Source organism: Paraherbaspirillum soli (genome assembly GCF_042654985.1).
GTDB lineage: Bacteria > Pseudomonadota > Gammaproteobacteria > Burkholderiales > Burkholderiaceae_D > Paraherbaspirillum > Paraherbaspirillum soli.
This window is the reverse complement of record NZ_JBHSMT010000021.1, coordinates 33,476-53,175: the sequence shown is the minus strand read 5'-3', so window position 1 is coordinate 53,175 and position 19,700 is coordinate 33,476. Positions and strand designations below refer to the sequence as shown.

Genomic DNA, 19,700 nt, shown 5'->3' with positions numbered 1-19,700 from the left:
GGCGTGCTGCGCGATGACCGGCACCGTGCGTAGTGCGCTCGCTATCGCGCCGACCAGGGAGCGCCGCCGGGCATGCACGGTGCTGGCCGGGCTGACTTTGGCGGCACTGGCCTGCATCCTGTTCGCATGCGTGGTCGGTTCGGTCGCCTTGCCGTTTTCAGAACAATTCTCCGCGCTGGCTGAAGCCATGCAGCATGCTGTCGCAAACGATGCGCATGCCGGCTCCCCCTCACTGGCCGCCACCCTGCTGGAATTGCGTCTGGGACGGGCGTTGACGGCGTTCGTGACCGGCGGCACCTTGGCGTTGGCGGGGGTGATGATGCAGGCGCTGCTACGCAATCCGCTAGCCGATCCTTATGTGCTGGGCGTGTCGGGCGGGGCGGCGGTCGGCGCGTTGACGGCGATGCTGTTGTTCAGCGCGACCTGGGTGCTGGACATCGCCGCTTTTGGCGGCGCCATCGCGGTGGCCTTGTTGTTGTTTGTGCTGGCGCATCGCGATCTGCGTGATGTGCGCGGCGGCATGGCGGACGGCAATCCCTCGTTGTTGTTGCTGACCGGCGTGATCGTCGCTTCCGGTTGCAGTGCGCTGGTGAGCTTGATCCTGTCGCTGGCGCCGGACAGCCGCTTGCGCGGGATGGTGTTCTGGATGATAGGAGATCTGTCCGGCGCGCAAGCGCGCTGGCTGCCTTGGTTGATCTTGAGTGGGGCGTTGATTTTTGCGATGCGGGTGGCGCGCGCGATCAATGTGATGGCGCTGCATGCCGAGACCGCGCTGACTCTGGGGATACGGGTCGGCGCACTGCGGCGCGGATTGTTTTTCTGTGCTGCGTTGCTGACCGCGAGCGCCGTCAGCAGCGCCGGCAGCATCGGCTTTGTCGGCTTGATCGTGCCGCATGCCTGCCGCTTTGCGCTGGGGCCGGATCACCGCTTGCTGTTGCCGGCGGCGACGCTGGTCGGCGGCTCTTTCCTGGTGCTGGCGGATACGCTGGCGCGCAGTCTGGCGGCGCCGCAGCAGTTCCCGGTCGGGGTGATCACGGCCTTGATCGGGGTGCCGCTGTTCCTGTTGCAGTTGCACCATATCCACAAAAAATAACATGATGCAGACGCTGAACTTATCGTTGCGGATGGGCGAACGGCTGTTGGTCGCCGGGCTCGACTGGCAGATTGAGGCCGGCCAATGCTGGTGCGTGATCGGCCGCAACGGCGCCGGCAAAAGCACGTTGTTGCGGGCGCTGGCCGGTTTGCATGGCCCGGCTGCCGGCAGCTTGCAATTGCAGGGGCGGGCGTTGCAGGATTGGCCGCTGGCGGAGATCGCCCGCCAGCGTGCCTTTTTGCCGCAGGGCCGCAACGATGCATTCGGCTATCGGGTGATTGAGACGGTGCTGACGGCACGTCATCCTTATCGCGATTCGGCCTACTGGGATTCGGACGCCGACTATCAGGCGGCCGCCACTGCATTGCAGGCGCTGGATGTCGGCGATCTGGCGCAGCGCGACGTGCGCAGCTTGTCCGGTGGCGAACGGCAGCGGGTGGCGATTGCGGCGGTGCTGGCGCAGGACACGCGCTGGCTGTTGCTGGACGAGCCGACCAGCGCGCTCGATCTGGCGCATCAAGTCAGCGTCATGCGCTTGCTGGCCGGCTTGTGCCGCGACGCCGGCAAAGCGGTGGTGATGGTCAGTCACGATCTGAATCTGGCGCAGCGCGCAGCCAGCCACGCCTTGCTGCTGATGGGCGACGGCCAGTGGCAAGCCGGGCCGGTGACCGAGGTGATGACGGCACCGCTGCTGAGCCGTTGTCTGGGACATCCGATTGAAGCGGTGCAACATGGCGATCGGCTTATTTTTCTGGCGGTCGAGGAAAACACACGATGAACAAATCATGACCCGTACGCTGATATTGGGCGGCGCACGCTCCGGCAAAAGCGCGCACGCCGAGCAACTCGCGACGGCTACCGGCAAGGAGGTGATCTATATCGCCACCGGGCAGGCGGGCGATGCCGAAATGGCGGCGCGCATCCGCCACCATCGGCAGCAACGCAATGCCGCCTGGATCACGGTCGAAGAGCCGCTGGCGCTGGGTGCTGCCATCGCTCGCTGGAGTGCGCCGCAGCGCTTGGTCCTGGTCGATTGCCTGACTTTGTGGCTGTCCAATTTGCTGTTCGCCGAACAGAAGAATTTTCCTGAAGTGGGCGAAATCATTCCGCCCGCATGTTTTGAACAAGAGCGTGCGCATTTGCTGCAAGCGTTGGCGCAAGCCGCCGGCGATGTGATCCTGGTCTCCAATGAAGTCGGGCTGGGCGTGATACCGCAGGGTGCAATTTCGCGCTGGTTTGTCGACGAAGCCGGCCGTTTGAATCAAGCGGTGGCAGCCGGGTGCGAACGGGCGGTGCTGGTTGTTGCCGGTTTGCCGTTGAAGCTGAAAGGTTGAAGAAGGCGATGATGCGTTATCTGTTTTTTGTGTTGTTCGGGCTGCTCCCGCTGGCCGCGTCGGCCGCTATCAGCGTGCATGACGATGCCGGCAATACCGTGGTGTTGCAGCGCCCGGCGCAGCGCATCGTGACGCTGGCGCCGCATGCCACTGAGCTGGTGTTTGCAGCCGGCGGCGGCGAGCGGATTGTGGGCGCGGTGGACTACAGCGATTACCCGCCTGCGGCGCGCAGCATTCCGCGCATCGGCGATAGCCGCCAGCTTGATATCGAACGCTTGATCGCGCTCAAGCCGGACTTGCTGGTGCTTTGGCTGTATGACAACTCGACGCACCAGCTCGAACAGTTGCGCGCATTGGGCATCCCGATTTTTTACAGCGAGCCGCGCAAGCTGGCGGAGATTCCCGATAGCGTCTTGCGCCTGGGGCAGTTATTGGGCAGCGAAAAAATCGCCCGCAAAACCGCCGCCGAACTCAATCAAAAATTAAGCAACCTGGCGAACCAATATCGCGCTCGCTCGCCGGTGCGGGTGTTCTACCAAGTGTGGGATCGCCCGCTGTACACGCTCAATGGCCAGCATATTGTCAGCGATGCGATCCGGCTGTGCGGCGGCGAGAATATTTTTGCCAAATTGCCGGCCATGGCGCCCAGCGTCAGTGTCGAGTCGGTGCTGCTGGAAAACCCGGAAGCGGTGATCACCGGCGCCACGCATCAGCAGGCCAGCAGCGGACTGGAAATCTGGAAGCAGTATCCGGCGTTATTGGCGGTGCGGCGCGGGAACCTGTTTGTGCTCGACGCCGACCTGCTGAGCCGTGCCGGCCCGCGCATGATAGATGGCGCGGCGGCGTTGTGCCAAAGCCTGGAACAGGCGCGCAGCCGTCGCGTTGGTCAGCGATGAATTTCCACCTTCGACTCCGATAAAATTCCCCTCGACTTGTATAGGCATACAATGCGGCTTGAGAAAAAAATCCATAGAGCTTGCATAAATCACTGTTTTTTTATACAGTGCTGCTTGCTGTCCCAGATCCTTCACTAATTTTGTCGAAAGAACCACCATGGACGATAAAAAATCCGCAGCCAATCCGGATAAGAGCAAGGCTCTTGCCGCAGCCTTGGCGCAAATTGAAAAACAATTCGGCAAAGGCTCGGTCATGCGCATGGAAGACGGCGCCGTGGTCGAAGAGGTGCAAGTGGTCTCGACCGGCTCGCTCGGGCTGGATATCGCCCTGGGCGTCGGCGGTTTGCCGCGCGGCCGGGTGGTCGAGATTTACGGCCCGGAATCGTCCGGTAAAACCACGCTGACGCTGCAAACTATTGCTGAAATGCAAAAACTGGGCGGCACCTGCGCCTTTATCGATGCCGAGCACGCGCTCGACGTCGGCTATGCGCAAAAACTCGGCATCAACCTGTCCGAACTACTGATCTCGCAACCGGATACCGGCGAGCAAGCGCTCGAAATCACCGATGCGCTGGTGCGTTCCGGCGGCGTCGACCTGATCGTGATCGACTCGGTGGCCGCGTTGACGCCACGCGCTGAAATCGAAGGCGACATGGGCGATTCGTTGCCCGGCCTGCAAGCCCGCCTGATGTCGCAAGCACTGCGCAAATTGACCGGCAGCATCAACCGCACCAACACGCTGGTGATCTTCATCAACCAGATCCGGATGAAGATCGGCGTCATGTTCGGCAATCCGGAAACCACCACCGGCGGCAACGCACTCAAGTTTTACGCATCGGTGCGGCTGGATATCCGCCGTACCGGCTCGATCAAGGCCGGCGACGAAGTGATCGGCAACGAAACCAAGATCAAAGTCGTCAAGAACAAGATCGCCCCGCCATTCAAGGAAGCGCACTTCGACATTCTTTATGGAGAAGGCACTTCGCGCGAAGGCGAAATCCTGGACCTCGGCTCCGATGCAAAAATCGTCGACAAGTCCGGCGCCTGGTACAGCTACAACGGCGAACGCATCGGTCAAGGCAAGGACAACGCCCGCAACTACCTGAAAGAACGGCCGGATCTGGCCCGCGAAATCGAGAACAAGGTGCGCGTATCGCTGGGCGTGCCGGAACTGGAAGCGATTCCAGCCCCCGGGGCAAACGATAAGGCAAGCAAAGCGGATAAGGCGGCGGACAAAGCCGCAGCTAAGGCAGCTGCCGCGGTACCTGCCAATCAAGATCTGTAATTTGTAGGGCACCTTGAAAAACCGTAGCGAGCGGTTCAAGGTCGGGGCGAGAAGCGCAACCGTACGGAGGTACGGCGAGCATCGCAGCTTCGAGATTGGATCGCGCAGTAGATTTTTCGAGGTGTCCGGTTACCGACATCGTGCCGGCAACCGGTTATCACTGAAATAGTGAATAAGCTGAATGGCTGCATTTATTCTTACACAATGAATGAGTGATTCAGACAGGCAAGTCGCCCGACCTCAATCAAAGTTCCCCGCAATGGCCAAACTGCAAATAAGTCTCAAAGCCAGAGCGCTACGCTACCTGTCCGCACGCGAACATAGTCGCCTGGAACTGACGCGCAAATTGTCACGCTATGCGCAGGAAGGCGACGACATCGAGGCCCTGCTGGATACACTGGAAGCCGCCAAGTTATTGTCGCAATCGCGTTTTTCCGAATCCCTGATACACCGGCGCGCCCACCGTTTCGGTAACAGCCGCATCCTCTCCGAACTCCAAAGTCATGGTATTGACGCTGACGCTTTGGTCGATATCAAAGCCGATTTAGCCAGTGGAGAAGTAGCCCGCGCCCGCGAAGTCTGGCGCAAGAAATTCGACCGCCCGCCGGCCGACGCCGCGGAACGCGCGAAGCAGATGCGTTTCTTGCTGCAGCGTGGGTTTTCTCATCGGGCGATTCAGGCTGCGGTGCGGGGTGGTGGTGATGAAGACGAAAATGATTGTTAATGTATGGCACGGTTATCCTGCGATTCTCATCAAAATCGCTGGGCCATCACAAGCTGTGCTAGAATTTTGGGGTTTTTGCAAACCCGCAGGAGCGGCAGTTACCATAGAAACTGTGGTAACGACACGCAAATCACCTCACCAATATGTCTCTGACAACTTCATCTTCCCGCCGCGCCTTGAAGCACACCCGCGCGATTCACATCGAAGCGTTCGTACGTGACGATGGCCTATGGGAGTTGGACGCGCGCATTACCGATACCAAAGCTTCCGATCTTCCTTTACTTACTGGCAATTTGCCGGCAGGCGAGCCTTTGCACGACTTGTGGTTGCGGTTGACACTAGACCGTCAGTACACAATCGTTGCGGTCGACGTTAATTCGGACGCGGTACCATATCGCGGCTATTGCGACACCATCGGCCCCGCATACAACATCCTGATCGGCCTCAGCCTGGTCAAAGGTTTTCGTCATGCGCTCAAGGAGCGCATTGGCGGTGTCCAGGGCTGTACGCATTTGACCGAATTGGCGCAGATATTGCCGACCGTCGCGATTCAGGCTTTTTCCAGCGAGTTCGGTAACGGCGACGTGTCGGGGGCAAAAGTCGAAGCCACCAAGCCGCCGCAACTCGATCATTGTCATGCTTTACGTAGTGAAGGCGCAGTCGTCGCCAAATATTATCCGAAGTGGGCAATCAGCCCTCCAGTAGAAGTAACTCCCAGTCAGTCCCAATTATTCAACCAAGCAAGTTCATTTAAATCAGTGTCAGAAGGGAAGCTCGCATGAAAATCCATGAGTATCAGGGCAAAGAAATTCTCCGTAACTTCGGAGTGACAACACCGCGTGGCATCCCGTGCCTGAGCGTCGATGACGCGGTCAAGGCAGCCGAAACCCTCGGCGGTTCGGTATGGGTGGTCAAGGCCCAGATCCACGCCGGCGGTCGCGGCAAGGGCGGCGGCGTCAAAGTTGCCAAATCGCTGGAACAAGTGCGCGAATACGCCAACCAGATTCTCGGCATGCAGCTGATCACGCATCAAACCGGACCGGAAGGCCAAAAAGTCCGCCGATTGCTGATCGAAGAAGGCGCCGACATCAAGAATGAACTGTACGTCAGCATGGTGACCGACCGTGTTACCCAACGCGTGGTGCTGATGGCATCCAGCGAAGGCGGCATGGACATCGAAGAAGTCGCAGCCAGCCATCCGGAAAAGATTCATCAAGTAGTGATCGATCCGGCCACCGGCCTGACCGACGCCGACGCCGACAGCATCTCCGCCAAGATCGGCGTGCCTGCTGCTTCGATCGCCGATGCCCGCGCCCAATTGCAAGGTCTGTACAAGGCTTACTGGGAAACCGACGCTTCGCTGGCTGAAATCAACCCGCTGATCCTGACCGGTTCCGGCAAGGTCATCGCGCTCGACGCCAAGTTCAACTTCGATGCCAACGCCTTGTTCCGTCATCCTGAAATCGTCGCTTACCGCGACCTGGATGAAGAAGATCCGGCTGAAATCGAAGCTTCCAAGTTCGACCTCGCCTACATTTCGCTGGACGGCAACATCGGCTGCCTGGTGAACGGCGCCGGTCTGGCCATGGCCACCATGGACACCATCAAATTGTTCGGCGGCGAGCCGGCCAACTTCCTCGACGTCGGCGGCGGCGCGACCACTGAAAAAGTGACCGAAGCGTTCAAGATCATGTTGAAGAATCCAGGCCTGAAAGCCATCCTGGTCAACATTTTCGGCGGCATCATGCGTTGCGACGTGATCGCCGAAGGCGTGATCGAAGCTTCCAAGGCCGTTTCGCTGACAGTGCCGCTGGTGGTCCGCATGAAGGGCACCAACGAAGAAATCGGTAAAAAAATGCTGGCCGACTCCGGCCTGCCGATCATCTCGGCCGACAGCATGGAAGAAGCCGCGCAGAAGGTTGTTGCTGCGGCTAACGGTAAATAATAGGACAAGGAACAGACATGTCGATCCTGATCAACAAAGACACCAAAGTCATCACCCAAGGCATCACCGGCAAGACCGGCCAGTTTCACACCCGCGGTTGCCGCGATTACGCTAACGGCAAGAATGCTTTTGTCGCCGGCGTCAATCCGAAAAAAGCAGGTGAAGACTTCGAAGGCATCCCGATTTTTGCCAACGTAACCGAAGCCAAGGCCGCTACCGGCGCCAATGTTTCCGTCATCTACGTACCGCCGGCAGGCGCAGCAGCCGCAATCTGGGAAGCGGTCGAAGCCGAACTCGATCTGGCCATCTGCATCACCGAAGGCATCCCTGTGCGCGACATGCTGGCATTGAAAGACCGCATGGCAAAAGCCGGCAGCAAGACTTTGCTGCTCGGACCGAACTGCCCAGGTCTGATCACACCAGACGAAATCAAGATCGGCATCATGCCAGGCCATATCCACAAGAAGGGCCGCATCGGCGTGGTCTCGCGCTCCGGCACTTTGACCTACGAAGCAGTGGGTCAATTGACCGCGCTGGGTCTGGGTCAATCGTCGGCAGTCGGCATCGGCGGCGATCCGATCAACGGCCTCAAGCACATCGACATCATGAAAATGTTCAACGATGATCCTGATACTGACGCCGTCATCATGATCGGCGAAATCGGCGGTCCGGACGAAGCCAACGCTGCGTACTGGATCAAGGACAACATGAAGAAGCCGGTGGTCAGCTTCATCGCCGGCGTTACCGCGCCTCCGGGCAAGCGCATGGGCCACGCCGGTGCGTTGATTTCCGGCGGTGCCGACACTGCGCAAGCCAAGCTCGAGATCATGGAAGCCTGTGGCATCACCGTCACCAAGAATCCATCCGAAATGGCGCGCTTGCTGAAGGCGATGTTGTAATCGGTAGTTTTGTTTAGTTAAAAAGGGAGCTTCGGCTCCCTTTTTTTGTTGGCGGGTCAATACAATATCCCGATTAAACGTGCTTGCTATGCTTCCTGTCGGATTGACGATGCCAGCCATCAGTTTTATCTTGCTGTCATCGAAAGAACCAACGAAAATAGTGAGATCCGGCAACTTGACCGCTTAGAAATCTTTTCACCGCTTAACTTTCATGTTTCAACATAACTCGCCAGAATTTGCCGCGAAAACGGATATTGGCATGGTACGGACGCAGAACGAAGACGCCGTATTGGTCAATGAGTCGCTGCATTTGGCCGTGTTGGCCGACGGCATGGGTGGTTATAACGCCGGCGAAATTGCCAGCAGCATCGCTACCGTCGCGATCCAGGAAGAACTGGAAAGCCAGCTTCAGGAATATCATCGGCAAGACCAGCCCGAAGGCGAACCGCCGATCCGCCAATGGCTGATGGAGTCAGTCCGCCAAGCCAATAACGCCATCATCAATGCCGCCCGCCGTGAGCCGGAATATCGCGGCATGGGGACCACTGTGGTGGTGGCCTTGTTCCGAGACGATTGCGTTGACATCGCGCACGTCGGCGATTCTCGCGCATATCGCTTCCGCGACGGTCAACTCGAACAATTGACGCGAGACCATTCCTTGCTGCAAGAGCAGATCGAAGCCGGGTTGATCCGGGCTGAAGATGCCCAGTTTGCTTACAACCGCAACGTCGTCACGCGCGCAGTCGGCGTCGATTTCCAGCTGGTGGTGGATGTCAATCAGCATTCGATACAGCCCGGCGACCTTTATTTGCTTTGCTCCGACGGCTTGTCGGACCGGATGCCGGCAAGCGATATCGCTCGCCTCATCAGCGATGCGCAAGGCGACATCAAGAAAGCATGCAATATGCTGGTCCAGGCCGCCAATGCCTGTGGCGGGCAGGATAATGTGTCGGTGATTTTGATAAAAATACCGGAGAAAACAGAGTAATTGCCGGGTTGCCGATCGAGGATTTTTCAGCCTCGATTGTTGCAAGACAGCACTACACTACAGCTTGTTTCAACAATCAAAAGCGCACGGAAGAAATTAAAATGCCGGACCGTTCCGTGTCATCAGGTGTGCCTAGATTGTTTTAGCTTATTTTTAAAGATAAAAAGCGTTTCCCGAGAGAGAATGGCATGGCGAAGATCATCCTGACCAAAGGCGGTACAGTTTTACAAGAAATGACGCTCACCAAAGAGCGCACTACCATTGGTCGTCGTGCCCATAACGACCTGGTGATCGACAACCTCGCCATCAGCGGCGAGCACGCTGTCATCATCACCATCTACAACGACTCGTTCTTGGAAGACCTGAACAGCACCAACGGCACCCAGATCAACGGCCACCCGGTGACCAAGCATTTTTTGCAGCACAACGACGTGATCCAGATGGCGCGCTACAAGTTGCTGTATGTCGTGGAGTCGGATCAAGAGATCAAGGACAGCCGGCCCAAGATATTCCCGGCGCCGCGCCCCGACGCCATCATCACCATGCTCGACGGTCCCAGCGCCGGCAAGGAAATGATGCTGACCAAAGTCCTGACCACCATCGGCCGCCCCGGCATCCAGGTCGCTATCGTCACCCGCCGTCCGCAAGGCTATGAACTGACCCATGTCGAGGGAAAAACCCACACTCGGGTCAACGACATACCGGTGAGCACCGGCGCGCGGCAGTTGAAGGATGACGATGTGATTGATATCGCCGGGACTTTGATGCGGTTTTCTTGGAAAGCTGCGTAATAGTTGGTTGAGGCCGTATCGATAACGATCTTTTTCACCCTGAAAAATTAGCTGTTCCTCTTAGGTGTGAAGGCCGTTCACACAAGCAAAAGCCGCATCTGGCACATGTTTGGTCAATAGTGCTACCGGTAAATAGTTGCCAAGTGACGAGATCTGTCAGTCCAGTACAAAAATACTGCCAATTTTCCTCACTAGTTCCCCCGGCTTTTCGTGAATTGCAACATATTTCCTGCTGGCACAGACATTGCTCTATCTCATGTGTAGTGACCCCCCTTTTTTCTTAACTGGAGATTTAAATGAAATCGATGAAAATGATCCAACGCGCACAACGCGGTTTTACCCTGATCGAATTGATGATCGTTGTTGCGATTATCGGTATTTTGGCTGCTGTGGCGATTCCTCAGTACCAGGACTACACAATGCGCGCTAAACTGTCGAACGTGGCAGCTGGCGTTGGACCTATCGAACTGGCTATGGGTGAGTTCTTCCAGACAAATGGTTCGTTCCCAGATGCAACTGCACTGACTAGCGCTGGAATTAATATCAAGCCTACCAAGGAAGCCACTTATACGATCACTAGCGCTGCTAACAACCCTACCGGTCAAATTACCGCTACTTTGAACACTTCCCTCGGTACCAATGTCAACTCGGGCGGTACGATTAAATTCGATGCAGCTCCGGTCGTTGGCGATACTGTCATCATCTGGAAAGCGTCTGTGGGCACGGGTATCACTAACCCAGCTGCTATGAACTACATCACAACCAAACTGAGCGGTACCTAATAAGTGCTGTCAGCTTGTATATGATTGGTGTGCTATTTGCTGCGCCCTTCATGATGAAGCCCCTCCTCGAGAGGGGCTTTTTTTTACTACAGTTTTAACCTCCAATGCACCGGAGATATGGATATTCTCCGCTATTCTTTGTAGCCGCCACGCGAACTACATTGCTTGATGCCGGGAATAGGTCGGATTCCAGAAATGACACATGAATCACTTCCATGAATACGGAAGCTGATTGTAAGAGAGCACGGAGCTGAAAAATTGAAACAGATTGACACCAGCAATTGGATATTGATTTTACTTGGACTGCTGTGTCTGATGCCGTTTGTTCAACCGTTTCATAGTGCGCCGATTTCCTCACTATTCGCAGAATGGCAGGCATTCCTAGTACTGTGGATAGCCCTGCTTATTGCTTGCTTTCATGGCAAAGGCATACGCCAGTCGGCAATCCCAAAGATTTCCCTCGTTGGACTTTTGTTGCTTACGTTCACGGCAATTCAATTTGTTATTCGCCCACCTGAATACGTGCAGCAAGTGCTCTTGCCGATGTGTTATTTCGTCAGTTTGTGTGGTGCGATCCAACTAGGATTTTGGTTGCGCCAACATGGCCTGATTGAACGCAGTTTGTTATTGCTTGCAAGTTTTTTTGTTTTTGGCGCCGCATATACCGTGGCGGTGCAGTTTGTGCAATTGCTGTGGCCTGATTTTTCCGCCATGCCGTTTATGATTCCGAGACTGGGAGGCCTTAACCCATATGGCAATATTGGACAGACCAATCATGTCGCTACTTATCTGGCGATCGGTTGGGCCTCTGCCCAGTATCTGTTATCTCGCGGCACGGTTCGCCTAAGATCCTATTTGCCATTCTCATTCTTTTTGTTTGCCGGACTTATCCTGACCGGACAACGAAGCGGCTTTATATATGTAGTTTGCCTGAGCGCGTTGTTCTGGCGTTTTCCGATGACTGCCAACGCTGAGAGCGCATCGCCCCGCCGATTTGTGTGGGTTTGCGGCATGCCGTTAATTTATCTGCTGCTGAATTATCTGCTGCAAGTCGTATTTCATTATTTGGGAGCGGAGTTTTTCACTGCATCGCAACGTTTGAATAGTGGTTGGGACGAACGTTTCAAGTTATTACAGATAGGCTGGTCGCTATTTACCGAGGCGCCGTGGTTTGGCATTGGTTGGGGACGCTTAGCTTCGTATGAGTTTTTGAGGGCGGATGTATTGCCGACCATGCCTGCCAACCACGTCCATAACATTGTCGTGCAGTTGCTCACGGAAACCGGTATTTTTTGCACTGTGGCCGTCCTGTCCATTGTGTTCTTGTGGCTGTTGCGACTGGTCAAATTTCCATCATCGCCGGAAAAGCAATTTGTGATTGGGGCGATTATCGTCCTGAGCTTGCATAGCCTAGTCGAATATCCACTTTGGTATGCTTATTTTCTTTTGCCGCTTGGCGTTCTTGCCGGTATGTTCGAGTCGAGTGTAATTCGCTTGAAATTTCCGGCTATGTTAACCAGCGTAATTATCAAGGGAAGCAGCTTCGTTGCCATAGGCGTATTGTTCTATTCATTTTTCGAGGCCATATACGTGACTGACATGTATGGCAGAAGGTCTATTAATTTCTATTCGCGTACTTTGCGTGTCGCGGAATTGAAGGAACTGGCGCAAATGCCGAGCCAATTTTTCCTCAAGCCTTATATCGATTACATCGATAGCACCGGACGCATCTTGAATAGCGAAAATTTGCCGGAAGACATGGCTATCAATCAGCGCTTATTGAATACCATGATCGACAATAATGTGATTGTCCGCCAAAGTATTTACCTAGCGATGGCGGGACGCGATGCAGAGGCGAAGACGACCTTTTTGAGAATGAAAAAAATATTCCCAGACCGGGCGTCTGAAATGCTAGATATGGTTCAACATACTGCCAAGTTCACAGGCAATGAAAATTTGACCGTATTTTCAAAATGGGCCACTGAGGTTGTCGCGCAAAAGTAAGTGAATTTGTTGGCTTTTCTAAGGATGCGATATGTTCAGCGCTCAACGGACATTAACTATGCCTGCGGTTAGCGCAGATCCGGTTGCCTCGTCCAGGATATCTATTTCAGTATTGGTTGTGATTGCAGCGGTAATTGGACCGTTGAGGTTATTTGAACTGGTAGGTGACGCTAGTTATCATGACAAGCAGCGGATTCTGGAAATTTTTTGTGTAGTTTTGGTTACCTTGTTCAGCACGTTCGTCTTGGTCCGGCGGGACAAAATCCGGCTTTTGCATGATCGTCGCTCAGCGAATTTTTTGGCGTTATTCTTTTTACTCGGCCTAGTGTCCAGTGTCGTAGCTTATTCGCCGCGACATGCTTTGTTTGAGTGCGCTAATTTTCTTCTGTTGATCATCACGTCTTTGCTGCTTGCATCGGAAATCAGTGCCAAGGGTGATTCCTTGCTGGACAAGATATTGTTGTTATGCGGGCTGGGATGTGCCATCTATATTTTGATCGAGATCATCATCTATGTTGCAGTGATCAATGTAGCCGGCCAACCATCGGATTTAATATTTATTTTTGGTTTCGACAATTACCGGTTTCTGAATCACGTTCAGACGATTACCTTGCCATTGCTGGGTCTGTTCACTATCCGCAGCAGTGACCGAAAGAAAAAAATATTCGCCTGGATCGTTACATCCTTATGGTGGACGCTGCTTTTTGTCTCGGCCGGGCGCGGCACTTTTATCGGCATATTGGCTGGTTTGTGCATGGCGTGGATTTGTCTGCGGAAAGATGCCTTGCCGTGGTGCCGGATAATGTTGTTGTCGGCGCTTGCCGGCTTTGGTGCTTATCTTTTGTTTTACGTGTTGATCCCGGTGTTGCTGGGTTTGCAGCCGTTCGGGTTGCTATTGTCGGTGGTCAGTCGAACCGCGACAAATCCGGATTCCAGTCGTTTGCCATTGTGGATACGCGCATGGGAAATCCTGGTTGCGCATCCGTGGTTGGGAGCAGGGCCCTTACACTTCGCTCATTTTGGACGCACTGTACAAAATGGTGCGCACCCGCATAACTGGGTATTGCAGATTGCTTGTGAGTGGGGTATTCCAGCCTTGCTTTGCCTTGTAGCTGCCATCGTGCTTGGCTTCAAAAAGCTGCTGGCAGTACGTCAATATTTGGCGACCGCCGACATCAAGAACCGCCTGACTCTGGCGGCATGGCTGACGACCGGAGTGGCGATTCTGGTGGATGGTCTGGTTTCGGGATTGATCGTTATGCCGACTAGCCAGTTGTGGATTGCGTTGTATATCGGCTGTGCCTGGGGCTGGGTCTGTTCGCTTGCTCCGGCACAGTCCGTGGCTGAAGTACAGTTGTCGATTCCCGGGCGGGTGGGCGGAGTGCTTGGGATGCTGACACTGCTCTATTTTCTGGGTAATGGCTTGTGGCCTGAAATACAAAATTTGCCTTTGCATGAAGAACAGGCGCTACAGAAGACTTCGTACGGCGAGCCCATGTTGCATCCGCGGATTTGGCGGGCCGGGTATTTTTAATCCAATTTATATACGCTGATTCGTTTTGAAACCGTAAGGGGAACGCACTATTTGCAACATGCCGTTCAGGTACGGGATTTGACATGGTTCTTTCTTTAAGCATTGATGTCGGAAGGCGCTTCGCTTTTCCGACCTATGCGGTAAGGCGGATTTTTACGATTCCGCCACCCAATCCCCCGATTTCCCCCCATGCTTTTCAAGCACCCGCACATCAGTAATCACCATCCCCCGATCCACCGCCTTGCACATGTCATAGATAGTCAGCAAGCCGACCTGGACTGCAGTTAGCGCTTCGCCTTGAAACCATTGCCACGCTTAGGTTTACACGGAATCAAGCATACTGATGTTGCCGGTGAAATCTCGCTAAATTAATCAATTCTGCCTCACGGAGTGGGACAAAAATGGGACAGGATTGTTGCCCTGTCCTGCGGCAAGTGTAAGGGGAATTGCTCATGTGTTCAACCGGCGAACTGCGGGGATAGATAGACCCGTGTTTAGCAAATGGAGGAGTGTCGTAGCCGGGCCGCTTTAGACTCAGGTGAGTTCCGAGTCGCCGCTGGCTAACCTCACTGATTCACTACCGTTTGCCGGTAGTGAGCAGGAAGGATTTCACTAGGGGCTAAATCCCTCTCTATTTGCCCTTCACACGAGGGGCAGCAACAGGCACATATACATCCCATTTCTTATAATTCTTATTCAGAGTTTGAGCGCACAGTACCCAAACACTTTTATTAGACAACCCCCGATCTTCTGGCACCCATTTTGTCTTGAGAGGAACTACGCATTTAGGGACCACAATTTTTAGATTAGGGTCCAGGGTTTCCCAATTGGTGTGATTCTTTGTATTTTCCTGCGCGACAAACTTCCTGGCCTCTTCTCTGATTTCATAGAGGCCATGCTTAGTAGCTGTAGTGTGGTCATCGTCAATACCCTGATAGGCGGATTGAGAAAAACACGGAATCGAAAAAAGCGCGATAGAAACAAGCAGCAATTTGACACTGTTATTCAATCGTGACTGTGCCAACATATTTTCCATTCTTGTTCATTTGATTGGAGGTTGCCATTTTCTAGCAGTAAGCAGGAAGGATTTCATTAATTGATGGTCGCGGCTAAATATCAATATCCGATGCCCGAAGGAATATATCTTCTGGAATGTACGCATTACGAATAGCAATCAGATTTCCATCACGAGGACTCATAATAAAATCTTTCACATAATAGCCTTCAACATAGCGACTTTCTAAAGAAATATCCTCGCAGCACCACCTATCAGGATCTATTCCAATGGCGTTAAATTCCGGATTAAATGTAAACAATCTATACTCGTGCCAAAACTGACTATCCACATCAAAACGCCAATAGTTTAGTTCGGCAATACGTTCACCATTCAAGCAAAGCCACCAGCCAAAAACTCGACCGAAATCTGTTTTTTCGTGTGAACTTTCAGAGGCCTTTTTTCGATGAAACATTACAGTTACCTCTCCGAATTTGAAATTCACTTTTTGTCAATATGGTCGGCAGCCCAACTTGCACCGTAATAGCCGCCAACGCCAAATATAATTCCACCAACCAATCCGGTAACGACAGCACCGGGGCCTGTTTCTATTCCGGCTAATGCACCTATTTCGCCACCAATTGCGAAACCGGCCCTCGCTCCCGCCCATCCTCCGGCTTGCCTGATTACTTCGGCGGAAATTGGCTTAACACTTTTCACCTTGATGGATTTCTCAGTGGCCTGCTCTAATTCATAAGCAGTAAAGACTATGCCTATAACACCAACCACCTTAACTACCCGTACACTAACTGTAGTAGCCGCTAATGATCTTGGCGTAAATATAGCTGCTGCAGGAATCTTCTCACCATGAAGTAGAACTTCACCTTCATGCTCCGTAATTGCTTTGATAAGTTTATCAATTCTCGGTGCAGTGTGAGGGTGCGCAACTTTATACTCTGTTAAAGATTTTGCTATTTCTTCAGTAGATATAATTTTGATACCTGCTTTATTTAATTTCTCTATGTCAAAATATATTTTCTTCCCTAGAAAGTCTCCCGCCCCATTTGGAAATAATGAACTCGTTGAAATAAACGGAGATACGTTATTCCCCATAACGTGCTCTATTGGAGTAACGGATTTCCCCCATCCCTTAGGTATTAATCCAAATTTCTCAGGATAAAACTCACTGTGAATTTGAGCTTCAGTCAAGCCAAGTTTTTGAAGTTTCAAATAATTTTCTGGAGTGGCAAGAAAACCTTTTCGTACCAAAAAACCATCTTTCCCCGGCTGTTCGATAACCACATAATTGAATGCCACAGCTGGCATCCCAAAACCAGTAATGTCATGGAGTGAGTCGGCAGTTGTATTCGTTTTCGCTATGAATTTAGAGGCGCACATTACCATTTCTCCAAGGCAGGTACGCCGATTAAGATAGTCAAATTTTCTGATTCATCAGTGTAGACACGGTCACAGCACCCATTTTCATCCGTAACCCCTTTGTATTCATTTCCTGATTCATCGGTGATGTGATAAGGCGTATTGAGAATAGGATTGCCTTCTTGATCCTTAATTCGAACTTGCTCATCGTATCGTTGTGTTTTGGATTTCTCAAACCGGGTCAAAAAGGTGATGGCCTTATTAATATTTGGAGTGCCTGCGCCTGCGGCAATAAGGGTTGCCCCGCAACTGGTCATATCCCCGTGTAAGGCAATGAATTGCCCGCTTTTGGTGGGGCAATTTGATGAACCTTCGGTAATCGTCTGAATGCGTGGTGAGCATTTAGGGCAGTACACGGTATCGCCCACACGTGCCATGCCAATGTCGTGCCAAACGGAGGTTTTGTCCCCGCTAAGGACCACTCCCCCATGACTGGTTTTATCCCCGATGATGACAACTGCCTTTGGTGTATTTCCGAAAGTTGGGCGACTCATATTTGCTCGTATGCAATGAAACCCGGAAGTTAGCACGAATCACGAACTAGAACCAAACCTCAGCGGCAATCACGCCATCTTTTGTTACTCCTGGAGTCTCACCTATAAGCAGTCTCAGTAAGACCCCCATAGCGCTCGCTGTGGAAGCATCACTCAATCCTCTCAAAGCCGCATCGTTGCCAGCTGTTCTATCAGATGACTCGCATTACACGTGAGCGTGGAGCATTGAGTAAGGATGACCGGATTGACGTGCTGGCGATGGCGGTTGCGTATTGGACTGAGCAGATGGACAAGGACGTGCAGAAGACGCTTCAGGAACATCACGAGACGATGCGCGATGCTGACCTGGAGGCGTTCCTGGATGATGTCTTTGGTAGGGCTAGGACGGGACCTAGCTGGTCAAGTACGGGGCATTAATTTGCGGCGGTTCTGACTTGTGCTGAATGCTTCAGACGCCCAGATTGGCCAAAACTCAACTAGCTTGTTAGATATCTCGACGGCCTGCTAGAGCGCCTAGCATTTTTTCCGGAAGGAAATATACTCAAATTTTATACACGCGAAACCTCCTATGTCCAATAACGAAGACCCAGTTTGGGTCGTTTACGACCTATATAAGACCGCACGACTCAATGTGAAATATTACTCCTCTCGTCTTGCTAGAGTAGAGAGAGAAAACCTTTGCCTTGAGATTCTTATCGCAATCACAGCACCAACATCAGCAGTCGCGGGCATTTGGTTTTTCAAGACTGATATAGGCAAGATATTGTGGGTAAGCTTATCGGCGATAGCTACCATTGCAGCAGTAATAAAACCATTCCTAGGCTTACCAACGAGAATAAAAAATATTGAGCATTCCTTGTCGGGCTATCGTGCACTTGAAAGCGACTTGGGAGATATTGTCGATCAAATAAAATTTGACAGGGGATATACCAAGCCTGCCCAAAAGATGTTTGATGTGGCGCAAAAGCGGAAAAAACTTCTTGTCGGTTCATCGCCTGAAAATAGACAAAATAAGGCGCTGATCGAAAAGTACACCTCAGATGTTAACAAAGAACTTCCACCAAATTTCTTTTTTGTTCCGCGAGTACAGCCATGACTACACAAAATCCAAATCAGCCACAACCGCGGCCAGAGCCGCAACCACAGCCCACGCCTAGTCCTGGGTACTTTCCTGTGCCGCAGCCTGTACCTGGGCATGCGCCTGAGCATGTGGAACCTACTAAACCGTGGCCCAGATAAATTTTGAAAACCTGGGAAATCAGGGCAAAGAAGGTAGGGCTGGGAACTGGGGATCGAGCCGCTTCGACCCGATCTGTGATGGTCAAGAATGGTTCTATCTCATTTGAATTCATGCAATTATTTTGAGACAGAAAATCGGGCTAGAGACCGCATGCCGCATAGCTCTAGCCCGTTTACTAGCCTCTAAACCCCGACTATAGCAGGGAGGCCAGTGGTTACACCTATAGTGTAGCTAGTGGTTATGCTAGTAGTTGCCTTGTGGCAGCGCTGTGGTTTACCTAAGATTACACAGCCGGAGTAAATACCTGCACACCCTAACTAGACAGCATCCCTTGATAAGCGGAGGCTCCGTCATGCGCCTAGTCCTCACAGCCATTATGTGTATCGTGTTGACCGGCTGCGCGAGCGGCTATCAACAATTTTACAAGCCGTACGTTGATGCAAGAACGCTGACAGATGTTCACTTACTAGGGGCAGGGGAAAAGCCGCAGATAATGTCATCTACCGATCTGCAACGCGATGTCAAGATTGCGGCGTCTAAAGGGTATCGCCCAATAGGGGCCTCGTCCTTCAATGGACAGATGGAATCCGAACAAGCGGTGATCAAACAAGCAACGGCAGTCGGGGCAGTTCTTGTCTTGGTAAGCTCAAAGTTCACTGAGTCTAGGACAATTACCACTCCGCTCTTTCTTCCTAACAACCAGACCACCTACAGTTCCGGCTCTGTGTATGGAGCATATGGCAGCGCGAATTACTCCGGCAGCAGCACAACATACGGCACGACTGTCGTTCCAATCACTAGACAGCAGCAACGCTACGATCAAACGGCAGTGTACTTTGTGAAGTCAACAAAAAAGCCGAGGTTTGGACTGCTTGTCAGCGACCTACCGCTTGAACTTAGATCGAAATATGAACGCAACACGGGAGCTATAATCAACGTCGTTATAGAGGAGTCCCCAGCATTTCTAGCCAATGTACTGCCCGGCGACATTCTCGTTGAATTCAACGACACGTTGATCATTAACGCAAAACATGCCACCGATCTAATGCAATCCGCACCTTCAAAGGGGGGCAAGTGCGTCCTCAAGGTTATTCGCAATGGAACAGAAAAATCCATCGAATTGCATCTCATACCTGGCTAACTCTTTGATAAGCTTGGCAAGGGGGGGGGCACGCCTGCGGACGTATCAAGGCTCAGCACAGGTGTCCCAAATAATTAGCCAGAAAAATTCGTGCGCCCTCTGATAAGCTCAGGACCACC

Annotated in this window: 20 protein-coding genes and 1 pseudogene; 16 read left to right on the top strand and 5 right to left on the bottom strand. The window is 52.9% G+C overall.

Going from position 1 to position 19,700, the window contains the following annotated elements; genetic code table 11:
- Window positions 1-13: 13 nt before the first annotated feature.
- The 14 genes from ACFPM8_RS11935 to ACFPM8_RS11870 all read left to right on the top strand — a co-directional run bounded on the left by ACFPM8_RS11935 (window position 14) and on the right by ACFPM8_RS11870 (window position 14,275).
- On the top strand, window positions 14-1,093 hold the full coding sequence (locus tag ACFPM8_RS11935) for a FecCD family ABC transporter permease (RefSeq protein ID WP_378997771.1): 1,080 nt from the start codon (window positions 14-16) through the stop codon (window positions 1,091-1,093).
- A gap of 1 nt (window position 1,094) precedes the next feature.
- Entirely contained in the window at window positions 1,095-1,871 is a 777-nt protein-coding gene (locus tag ACFPM8_RS11930; protein WP_378997770.1) for an ABC transporter ATP-binding protein, read from the top strand.
- 7 nt (window positions 1,872-1,878) lie between these two features.
- Window positions 1,879-2,427 carry a bifunctional adenosylcobinamide kinase/adenosylcobinamide-phosphate guanylyltransferase gene (gene cobU, locus ACFPM8_RS11925; protein WP_378997769.1) on the top strand — a complete coding sequence of 183 codons (549 nt, stop codon included), beginning with the start codon at window positions 1,879-1,881 and terminating at the stop codon, window positions 2,425-2,427.
- Between the two features lie 11 nt (window positions 2,428-2,438).
- Window positions 2,439-3,323, top strand: coding sequence for a cobalamin-binding protein (locus ACFPM8_RS11920; RefSeq protein ID WP_378997798.1), 885 nt, complete (start codon window positions 2,439-2,441; stop codon window positions 3,321-3,323).
- A gap of 157 nt (window positions 3,324-3,480) precedes the next feature.
- Window positions 3,481-4,608, top strand: a complete 1,128-nt coding sequence (recA, locus tag ACFPM8_RS11915) for a recombinase RecA (RefSeq protein ID WP_378997768.1) — start codon at window positions 3,481-3,483, stop codon at window positions 4,606-4,608.
- Window positions 4,609-4,867: 259 nt separating this feature from the next.
- A complete protein-coding gene (gene recX, locus ACFPM8_RS11910) occupies window positions 4,868-5,332 on the top strand; it encodes a recombination regulator RecX (protein WP_378997767.1) in 465 nt (154 codons plus the stop codon).
- Between the two features lie 143 nt (window positions 5,333-5,475).
- Window positions 5,476-6,114, top strand: a complete 639-nt coding sequence (locus tag ACFPM8_RS11905; RefSeq protein WP_378997766.1) for a DUF2889 domain-containing protein — start codon at window positions 5,476-5,478, stop codon at window positions 6,112-6,114.
- A complete protein-coding gene (sucC, locus tag ACFPM8_RS11900; protein ID WP_378997765.1) occupies window positions 6,111-7,277 on the top strand; it encodes an ADP-forming succinate--CoA ligase subunit beta in 1,167 nt (388 codons plus the stop codon). The genes ACFPM8_RS11905 and sucC overlap by 4 nt, the downstream gene beginning before the upstream one ends.
- A 17-nt stretch (window positions 7,278-7,294) precedes the next feature.
- Window positions 7,295-8,176, top strand: coding sequence for a succinate--CoA ligase subunit alpha (sucD, locus tag ACFPM8_RS11895; RefSeq protein WP_378997764.1), 882 nt, complete (start codon window positions 7,295-7,297; stop codon window positions 8,174-8,176).
- A gap of 211 nt (window positions 8,177-8,387) precedes the next feature.
- Entirely contained in the window at window positions 8,388-9,164 is a 777-nt protein-coding gene (locus tag ACFPM8_RS11890) for a Stp1/IreP family PP2C-type Ser/Thr phosphatase (protein ID WP_378997763.1), read from the top strand.
- A gap of 188 nt (window positions 9,165-9,352) precedes the next feature.
- Entirely contained in the window at window positions 9,353-9,955 is a 603-nt protein-coding gene (locus tag ACFPM8_RS11885; RefSeq protein ID WP_378997762.1) for an FHA domain-containing protein, read from the top strand.
- A 296-nt stretch (window positions 9,956-10,251) separates the two neighbouring features.
- Window positions 10,252-10,737: a pilin gene (locus ACFPM8_RS11880; RefSeq protein WP_378997761.1), complete on the top strand. Its 486-nt coding sequence runs from the start codon at window positions 10,252-10,254 to the stop codon at window positions 10,735-10,737.
- Window positions 10,738-10,995: 258 nt separating this feature from the next.
- Window positions 10,996-12,741 carry a PglL family O-oligosaccharyltransferase gene (locus tag ACFPM8_RS11875; protein ID WP_378997760.1) on the top strand — a complete coding sequence of 582 codons (1,746 nt, stop codon included), beginning with the start codon at window positions 10,996-10,998 and terminating at the stop codon, window positions 12,739-12,741.
- Window positions 12,742-12,772: 31 nt separating this feature from the next.
- The gene (locus ACFPM8_RS11870; RefSeq protein WP_378997759.1) at window positions 12,773-14,275 is read left to right on the top strand and encodes an O-antigen ligase family protein; all 1,503 of its coding nucleotides are present in this window, start codon (window positions 12,773-12,775) and stop codon (window positions 14,273-14,275) included.
- A gap of 153 nt (window positions 14,276-14,428) precedes the next feature.
- Here ACFPM8_RS11870 and ACFPM8_RS11865 read toward each other — a convergent pair.
- The 5 genes and pseudogenes from ACFPM8_RS11865 to ACFPM8_RS11845 all read right to left on the bottom strand — a co-directional run.
- Window positions 14,429-14,569: pseudogene (locus tag ACFPM8_RS11865) on the bottom strand (cyclic pyranopterin monophosphate synthase MoaC); the annotation flags it as partial.
- A 337-nt stretch (window positions 14,570-14,906) separates the two neighbouring features.
- Window positions 14,907-15,311 (bottom strand): hypothetical protein, encoded by a 405-nt coding sequence (locus ACFPM8_RS11860; protein ID WP_378997758.1) that lies wholly within the window; start codon window positions 15,309-15,311, stop codon window positions 14,907-14,909.
- A 73-nt stretch (window positions 15,312-15,384) separates the two neighbouring features.
- Window positions 15,385-15,744, bottom strand: a complete 360-nt coding sequence (locus ACFPM8_RS11855) for a hypothetical protein (protein WP_378997757.1) — start codon at window positions 15,742-15,744, stop codon at window positions 15,385-15,387.
- Between the two features lie 26 nt (window positions 15,745-15,770).
- Window positions 15,771-16,667, bottom strand: a complete 897-nt coding sequence (locus tag ACFPM8_RS11850; protein WP_378997756.1) for a glycine zipper family protein — start codon at window positions 16,665-16,667, stop codon at window positions 15,771-15,773.
- Entirely contained in the window at window positions 16,667-17,200 is a 534-nt protein-coding gene (locus tag ACFPM8_RS11845) for a PAAR domain-containing protein (protein ID WP_378997755.1), read from the bottom strand. Before ACFPM8_RS11845 ends, ACFPM8_RS11850 begins: the two co-directional genes overlap by 1 nt.
- 568 nt (window positions 17,201-17,768) lie before the next feature.
- On the opposite strand from ACFPM8_RS11845, the gene ACFPM8_RS11840 reads away from it, so the two are divergent.
- On the top strand, window positions 17,769-18,296 hold the full coding sequence (locus ACFPM8_RS11840; protein ID WP_378997754.1) for a hypothetical protein: 528 nt from the start codon (window positions 17,769-17,771) through the stop codon (window positions 18,294-18,296).
- A gap of 496 nt (window positions 18,297-18,792) precedes the next feature.
- Window positions 18,793-19,581 (top strand): PDZ domain-containing protein, encoded by a 789-nt coding sequence (locus ACFPM8_RS11835; protein WP_378997753.1) that lies wholly within the window; start codon window positions 18,793-18,795, stop codon window positions 19,579-19,581.
- Window positions 19,582-19,700: the final 119 nt, after the last annotated feature.